Source organism: Megasphaera sp. NM10 (assembly GCF_000417505.1).
GTDB classification, from domain to species: Bacteria; Bacillota; Negativicutes; order Veillonellales; family Megasphaeraceae; genus Megasphaera; species Megasphaera intestinihominis.
Genome location: NZ_APHY01000010.1, coordinates 36891 through 44181, shown reverse-complemented (window position 1 = coordinate 44181; position 7291 = coordinate 36891). Strand labels below are relative to the sequence as shown.

The following is a 7291-nucleotide window of genomic DNA, read 5'->3' as shown; positions in this document are numbered from 1 at the left end:
ATTTAGAAAAAAGAARMAACACACACAGTAGCTTGCTAAAAAGAAAAAAACAGCGAGGCTTATTAAAGTACGCCTAAAAACAGGTAGCTGGCATTTTTCACGAAAATGAAAAATGCCAGCTATTGTGTTAGTTATGGGAAAGAAGGAAGGCTGTAACAAAATGAGCAAAAAAACTCATTTTGTTACAGCCCCTTTTCTCAATCCTTGAAATAAGGCTTGAATACGGAACGATTCGCTTCTTTATGTTGTTTGTTTTCACGGCGCTGGTTGTTGTTGCGATTGCGGCGGTCTCCACGGCGGTCGTTGCGGTTGTAGCGGCGGTTATTGCGGTCGCCGCGGTTGTTGCGGTCGCCGCGGTTGTTGCGGTCGCCGCGGTTGTTGCGGCTGCGGAGCGGCGCTTCTTCGGTAATCTTGACCGGTGTCGTGTCCGGTTCCTTGGTCAAGAGCTTGATGGCTGCGGCTACCAGAGCGGCCGAGTCGTAGTTGGACAGGAGTTCTTCGGCATTTTCTTTATACGTCCCGAAGTTGCCTTCTTCTGTCGTCGTGATCAGGCTGCGGATGGCGGCCTGCTGGGCGCCTTCCAGGGCTTCCGAGAAGGTCGGGGCCTTGCGGCGGGTGATGCGGCGCTTGATGAGGCGTTCGATGGTCCGCAGGTGTTCCATTTCGCGGGGGATGACGAAGGTCGTCGCTTCACCGCTCTGGCCGGCACGGCCGGTACGGCCGACGCGGTGGACGTAGCTTTCCGGGTCCTGGGGCAGGTCGTAGTTGAAGACGTGGGTAACGCCGCTGATATCGAGGCCGCGGGCGGCGACGTCGGTAGCGACGAGGATGTCGATGGTCTTTTCACGGAACTGGCGGATGACCGTATCGCGCTTGGCCTGGGTCAGGTCGCCGTGGATGCCTTCAGCCGAGTAACCGCGCTTCTTGAGGGCTTCCGACACTTCGTCGACGCGGCGTTTGGTGCGGACGAAGATGATGGCCAGGTCCGGTTCCTGCAGGTCCAGGAGACGGCAGAGGATGTCGAATTTCTGGCGGTCCGGCACTTCGATGTAGGACTGTTCGATGAGGTCCATCGTGACTTCTTTGGCCTTCATGCGGATGATGAGCGGGTCGTGCAGGAACGTTTCTGCCAGCTGCTGGATCGGCTTGGGCATGGTAGCCGAGAAGAGCAGGGTCTGGCGCGTATTCGGCGTAGCGGCCATGATGAGGTTGATGTCATCGATGAAGCCCATGTCCAGCATTTCGTCGGCTTCGTCGAGGACGATGGTCGTGATGTGGCTCAAATCGATGGTGCCGCGTTTCATGTGGTCGATGAGGCGGCCCGGCGTGGCGACGATGATCTGCGGGCATTTGCGCAGGCGGCGCAGCTGGCGTTCCATATCCTGGCCGCCGTAGATCGGCAGGGCCTGGATGTTGGTGAACTGGGCCAGGTGGTTCAGTTCTTCGGCAACCTGCATGGCCAGTTCACGCGTCGGCGACAGGACGACGGTCTGGATATCCTTGGACGGTTCGGCTTTCAGGATTTTTTCCAGGACCGGGATGCCGTAGGCTGCGGTCTTACCCGTACCGGTCTGGGCCTGGCCAATCATGTCGCTGCCGCTCATGGCGATGGGAATCGATTCAGCCTGGATCGGTGTGGGTTCTTCAAAGCCCATTTCATTCAGGGCACGGATAATGACTTCGCTAATATTCAAATTTTGGAATTTTTCTAACATGTACTTCCTCCTTGTTGTGTAACTTATTTATTATAGCATTAATAAGGGGAAAAAGATAGGGGGGAGGCGACGCATCCTGCAAAGAATCGTTACATGTAAAGATAAACGTTAAACCCGTCTTCACGGCATTTTATTAAATAAAGTATCACGTTTAAGCTAAAAATATTTGGAAAAGTTCTGGAAAAAGCCTTGCAAATTACAAAAGGGTATGATAACATACAAAACGTCAACAGACAAACAATCCAAAATAAAAAATGCGTTGAAGAGAACTAGTAAGTTCCGGAATGTTTCCAGAGAGCTGCCGGATGGTGTGAGGCAGCAGCGGCACGGAACAGAACTCATCTCTAAGCAGCTCGCTGAAACGAAAGGAGTAGGTGGAGCCGGGGCCTGGCCGTTAACAGACAGGAGGGTATCGACGTATGTCCGTACCTGTTGAGAGCCTATCTTCGGATAGGAATTAGAGTGGTAACGCGTAAGTATAATCTTTCGTCTCTTTTCGAGATGAAAGATTTTTTTTTTATTTTGATTGTGTAATGATTTATTTTAAATTTATTTCATGATCATAGGAGAGATGCAGTATGAAAAACGTAGAACATTATAAAAAAGGTTATTTTATGCCCCCTGTTGTCGATATGTCCTGGGCCCAGAAAGAATATCCCGATAAAGCGCCCATTTGGTGCAGCGTCGATTTGCGCGATGGCAACCAGGCCCTCATCATTCCTATGAGCCTTGAAGAAAAGATTGAATTCTATAAAGTCTTGGTCGCCATGGGCTTCAAGGAAATCGAAGTCGGCTTCCCGGCTGCGTCGGAAACGGAATTTGAATTCCTGCGCTACTTAGTCGACCACGACATGATTCCCGATGACGTCACCGTCCAGGTCCTGACCCAGGCCCGGGAACACATCATCCGCAAGACTTTCGATGCCCTGAAAGGCGTCAAGAACGCCATCGTCCACGTCTACAATTCCACGTCCTTCGCCCAGCGCCAGCAGGTCTTCCGCAAATCGAAGGAAGAAATCAAACAGATTGCTGTAGACGGTGCGAAATTGTTACAGCGCCTGACCGACGAAGCCGGTGCCAACTTCCGCTTTGAATATTCGCCGGAAAGCTTCACCGGCACGGAACCGGAATACGCTCTGGAAGTCTGCAACGCCGTCCTCGATGTCTGGAAACCGACGGCTGACCGCAAGGCCATCATCAACCTGCCGTCGACGGTCCAGATGTCCATGCCTCATGTCTTCGCTTCGCAGATCGCCTATATGTCGCAGAATCTGAAATACCGCGACAACGTTATCTTATCGGTCCATCCCCACAATGACCGCGGTACGGGCGTCGCCGATGCTGAAATGGCCATGCTCGCCGGCGCTGACCGCGTCGAAGGTACGCTGTTCGGCAATGGCGAACGGACGGGCAATGCCGATATCGTCACGATCGGCATGAACATGTATGCCTTAGGCGTCGACCCGGGCCTGGATTTCTCGAACATGCCCAAACTGGTGGAAACGTATGAACGAGTGACCCACATGCATGTCCATCCGCGTCAGCCTTATGCCGGCCAGCTGGTCTTCGCCGCTTTCTCCGGTTCTCATCAGGACGCCATCGCCAAGGGCATGCACTTCCGCAAGGAAAACAACGAACAGTACTGGACCTGCCCGTACCTGTACATCGATCCGCATGATGTGGGCCGCACGTACGATGCCGACGTCATCCGCATCAACAGCCAGTCCGGCAAGGGCGGCGTAGGTTTCGTCATGGAACAGAATTACGGCATCGACATGCCGAAGAAGATGCGCGAAGACTTTAGCTACTTCGTCAAGGAAGTATCGGACCACAAGCATCAGGAATTGAAACCGGCCGAAATCTACGACGCCTTCCAGAAGAACTACCTCAATGCCGATACGCCGCTGAAAGTCGAAGACTTCTCGCTCAAGAAGAAAGGCGATAAATGGGTCGGCAAAGTCCTGGTCCGCGCCAACGACGAAGAAGTCGTCCTCGAAGGGGCCGGCAACGGCCAGCTGAATGCCGTCAGCAATGCCGTCTGCAAGGCCTATGGCATCGAGTTCAGCAACCTCGTCTACAGCGAACACGATTTGGACCGTGACTCCGATTCCCGCGGCATCGCTTACTTCGGCCTGACCGATAAAGAAGGCCATACGACCTGGGGCGCCGGCGTCGATACGGATACCATTACGGCTTCCATCTTCGCCTTCATGACGGCCATCAACCGCATGGACGGCATGGCTCAGCGCGTCAAGTTCCGGGCCCTCAAATCCACGCCGGATACGATTACGGCTTTCAAAGCCACGTCGGGCCAGCATTAAAGTATGATGTTTGATGTGAGGGGAGTGTAATTGAAAGCCACTCACATCGAACTCAAGCATGATAGAAACTTATCTGTATTGGATTTTAGTGAAATAATAAGGAGTGTATATACATATGGGTATGACGATGACGCAGAAAATCCTGGTAAAACATGCCGGCGTCGACTCGGTGAAACCGGGTGATTTAATTACTTGTAATCTCGATATGGTCCTGGCCAATGATATTACGGCCCCTCCGGCCATTGCCCAGTTCAACAAGATCGGCAAGCCCGTCTTTGATAAGACCAAGATTTCTTTGATCCCGGACCACTTCACGCCAAACAAAGACATCAAGTCCGCCGGTTTGGCCAAAATCGTCCGCGACTTCGCTAAGGAACACGGCATTACGCATTATTTTGAAGTCGGCCGCGTCGGCATCGAACACGTCCTCCTGCCGGAACAGGGCATCGTCGCTCCCGGTATGCTGACCATCGGCGCCGATTCCCATACCTGTACGTATGGCGCCCTGGGCGGTTTCTCCACTGGCGTCGGCTCGACGGACTTAGGCGTCGCCATGGCTACAGGCAAGGCCTGGTTCAAAGTCCCCGATGCCATCAATGTCCATCTGACGGGCTCCAAACCCGATGACATTACGGGCAAAGACGTCATGCTGACCCTCATCGGTATGATCGGCGTCGACGGCGCTCTCTACCAGTCCCTGGAATTCACGGGCGAAGGCGTCGCCGCTCTGGATATGACCGACCGCTTCACCATTGCCAACATGGCCATCGAAGCCGGTGCCAAGAACGGCATCTTCCCTGTCGATGAACAGACCATAGCCTATGAAAAGGGCCGCGTCCCCGATGGCTACGACATCGTCACGGCTGACGACGACGCCCATTACAGCCGGACTGTCGAAATCAACTTGTCTGAATTGAAACCCGTCGTCGCTTTCCCGCACCTGCCGGAAAACACCAAGGTCATCGGCACCTTCGGCGACATCAAGATCGACCAGGTCGTCATCGGCTCCTGTACCAATGGCCGTCTGGAAGATTTGAAGATCGCTGCGGACATCTTCAAAGGCCATAAAGTCCATCCTGACGTGCGCTGCATCGTCATCCCCGGCAGCCAGCACGTCTACATGGAAGCCATGAAGGCCGGCTACATCGAAACCTTCATCACTGCCGGCTGTGCCGTTTCGACGCCGACGTGCGGTCCCTGCCTGGGCGGCTACATGGGCATCATGACGGCTGGTGAAAAATGTGTCTCCACGACGAACCGCAACTTCCGCGGCCGCATGGGTCACGTCGACAGCGAAGTCTACCTGGCTGGCCCGCAGGTCGCTGCAGCCAGTGCGATTCTCGGCAAGATTGCCGCACCGAAGGAGGTCCGTTAATCATGACATTAGAAGGAAAAGTATGGCGCTACGGCGACAATATCGATACAGACGTAATCATCCCGGCTCGTTATTTGAACAGCTTCGATCCGAAAGAATTGGCCACGCACTGCATGGTCGACATTGACGAAACCTTTGCCGGCAACGTAAAGGCAGGGGATATCATGGTCGGCGGCCACAACTTTGGCTGCGGTTCATCCCGTGAACACGCACCGATTGCCATCAAGGCGTCGGGCATCCCCGTCGTCATTGCGGCCAGCTTCGCCCGCATCTTCTACCGCAATGCCATCAACGTCGGCCTGCCGGCCCTGGAAATCGGCGACGACGTCGAAAAAATCAAAGCCGGCGATATCCTCTCCATCGACCTCGACACGGGGAAAATCGTCGACAAGACGACAGGCGACACCTTCCAGGCGCCGCCCCTGCCGGGCTTCATCCAGGACATTGCCAAAGCCGGCGGCTTGATCAATTACGTAAAGGAGTCTAAGTAACATGGCTAAACATATCGTCGTCATCCCCGGCGACGGAATCGGGGAAGAAATCACGGCAGGTGCCGTTAAAGCCTTAGAGAAAATCGATGAAGTCTGCCACATCGGCCTGACTTTTGAAAAGAAACCGGCCGGCGGCACGGCCTATGACCTCTGCGGTTCGCCCTTGCCGGAAGATACCATCGAAGCGGCCAAGAAAGCCGACGCCATCCTCTTCGGCGCCGTCGGCGGCGACAAGTGGGACAACGTCGACCCGAAACTGCGCCCGGAACAGGCCGTCCTGGGCCTGCGCAAGGCTTTGGGGCTCTACGTCAACCTGCGCCCGGTCAAGGTACCGGAAGTCCTGGCCGAATACTCGCCGCTCAAACCGGATATCGTCACCGGGACGGACGTCCTCATCGTCCGCGAACTCGTCGGCGGCATCTATTTCGGCGACCGCTGCGAATCGGAAATCCACAATGGCGTCGAACGCGCGTGGGACCTGGAAAACTACAGTGTCCCTGAAGTACAGCGCATCAGCACCTTTGCCATGAAGGCCGCCCAGAAGCGCCGCCACAAGGTTACGTCCGTCGACAAGGCCAACGTCCTGGCTACGTCCCGCCTGTGGCGCCGTACGGTCATCGACGTCGCCAAGGATTATCCCGACGTCGCCTTGAACCATTTCTACGTCGACAACTGCGCCATGCAGCTGGCCCTCAATCCGAAGCAGTTCGACGTCATCGTCACGAGCAACCTCTTCGGCGATATCCTCAGCGATGAAGCGGCTGTCCTCGGCGGTTCCATCGGCATGATGCCGTCGGCTTCCATCGGCGAAATGACCAGCCTCTACGAACCGATTCACGGCTCGGCACCGGACATTGCCGGCCAGGGCATTGCCAATCCCTGCGCCACCATCCTTTCGGCGGCCATGCTCCTGCGTTACTCCCTGGATGAAGACGAAGCGGCCGACAAGATTGAAAAAGCCGTCGACGCCGCCCTGGCTGCCGGCTGGCGCACGCCGGACCTCTATAAAGAAGGCTTCAAGAAAGCCGACACCCAGACCATGACCGATGTCATCATCAGTGAAATTCACTAACTCGGTTTCACTAAAAACTGTAAACTGAAAACTCAAAACCCAAAAAGGGCCTGTCGCACGAAGGCTTCTACCATCATGCGAGGGTCTTTTTTGGTCAAAAGCAACCCCTCAGACCGCCTTCGGCGGCCAGCTCCCCTTTAAGGGGAGCCGCTAGCCACTAGCCACTAAAAAAAGGGGCTGTCGCATTAAGCCATTTTAGCTTCGTGCGACAGCCTCTTTTTTGTGCTCATATTTGCTCATATTATAGTATTAGAAAGAGTCACACCTTGAAAGGTCGCGGCGAATAGTGTATGATGAGAAATAGTTTAAGTACATTT

Annotated in this window: 5 protein-coding genes and 1 other annotated feature; of the genes, 4 read left to right on the top strand and 1 reads right to left on the bottom strand. The window is 54.6% G+C overall.

The features are described from left to right. Positions 1-197: 197 nt before the first annotated feature. Positions 198-1715, bottom strand: coding sequence for a DEAD/DEAH box helicase (locus NM10_RS02510; RefSeq protein WP_020310048.1), 1518 nt, complete (start codon positions 1713-1715; stop codon positions 198-200). A gap of 250 nt (positions 1716-1965) precedes the next feature. Continuing rightward, positions 1966-2212: a binding site (T-box leader), on the top strand. Between the two features lie 81 nt (positions 2213-2293). Between NM10_RS02510 and NM10_RS02505 the strand changes: the two genes are divergently transcribed. The 4 genes from NM10_RS02505 to leuB all read left to right on the top strand — a co-directional run bounded on the left by NM10_RS02505 (position 2294) and on the right by leuB (position 6974). Further along, positions 2294-4036: a 2-isopropylmalate synthase gene (locus NM10_RS02505; RefSeq protein WP_020310047.1), complete on the top strand. Its 1743-nt coding sequence runs from the start codon at positions 2294-2296 to the stop codon at positions 4034-4036. Between the two features lie 115 nt (positions 4037-4151). Then, positions 4152-5411, top strand: coding sequence for a 3-isopropylmalate dehydratase large subunit (leuC, locus tag NM10_RS02500; protein ID WP_020310046.1), 1260 nt, complete (start codon positions 4152-4154; stop codon positions 5409-5411). Between the two features lie 2 nt (positions 5412-5413). Continuing rightward, positions 5414-5902, top strand: a complete 489-nt coding sequence (locus tag NM10_RS02495) for a 3-isopropylmalate dehydratase small subunit (protein WP_020310045.1) — start codon at positions 5414-5416, stop codon at positions 5900-5902. A gap of 1 nt (position 5903) precedes the next feature. Then, on the top strand, positions 5904-6974 hold the full coding sequence (leuB, locus tag NM10_RS02490; RefSeq protein ID WP_020310044.1) for a 3-isopropylmalate dehydrogenase: 1071 nt from the start codon (positions 5904-5906) through the stop codon (positions 6972-6974). The last annotated feature ends 317 nt before the right edge of the window (positions 6975-7291 follow it).